This is a genomic window from Acidiplasma aeolicum (assembly GCF_001402945.1).
GTDB classification, from domain to species: Archaea; Thermoplasmatota; Thermoplasmata; order Thermoplasmatales; family Thermoplasmataceae; genus Acidiplasma; species Acidiplasma aeolicum.
Genome location: NZ_LKBG01000190.1, coordinates 1 through 705 on the forward strand (window position 1 = coordinate 1; position 705 = coordinate 705).

Annotated in this window: 1 protein-coding gene; it reads left to right on the plus strand. The window is 24.5% G+C overall.

Annotation, left to right across the window (positions count from 1 at the left end; translation table 11 throughout):
- Positions 1-96: 96 nt before the first annotated feature.
- Positions 97-705 (plus strand): hypothetical protein (locus tag AOG54_RS04385; protein WP_156324203.1); only part of this gene is annotated, 609 nt, incomplete at its 3' end.

Sequence of the window (705 nt, forward strand, 5' to 3'; positions counted from 1 at the left end):
AAAAATATAATTAAACATCCAGAATACCCGGAGAGGGTAAAAAATTCTGAAAAAAGTCAGAACGTGGTATTTTCATATCTATGGGATAAAAATATAATGGTTGGAATCTTAAATAAGCAACATATAAATAACCCAATTGTTCTGGATAAATATAAACTGGAATTAATACCATATGAATCCATAGATGCTATAAGTTATCAAAATATCAAAGATTTATTTTTGAAATATTTTCAAAGAACATTTTATGGCAAATTAATTATAGATAAAGACCATTTTTATAATAAAAATATTTTCTATAAAGATGACATAATTACATTAGATGGTTTTCAGCTTAAATTCAACACTCTTAGTAATGGAAAAATGATAATGGTTATAGATTATAAGTACAAGGTGCTTAAAAAAATTGTTAATCAAAATTATATAGAATATATAAAAGAGACTTTAAAATATAGACCTGTTATAAAATTATTTGATTCATTATCAAAAAGATTCGTATTTATAAATAAAATAACTGACGCTAAAGTTGGCGATTTTTGTATTCCAGGATATAATATTAAACTGGTAGATTACCTTAAAAACAAATATGCTGAAACTGAACCAATAGATGCGAATCAAAACGTTCTAATGTCAGGTAACTATGCTTACAGTCCTCAATTTCTATATTATACTGCAGGCAATGTAGATTATGACAAAAGTAAATTTTTT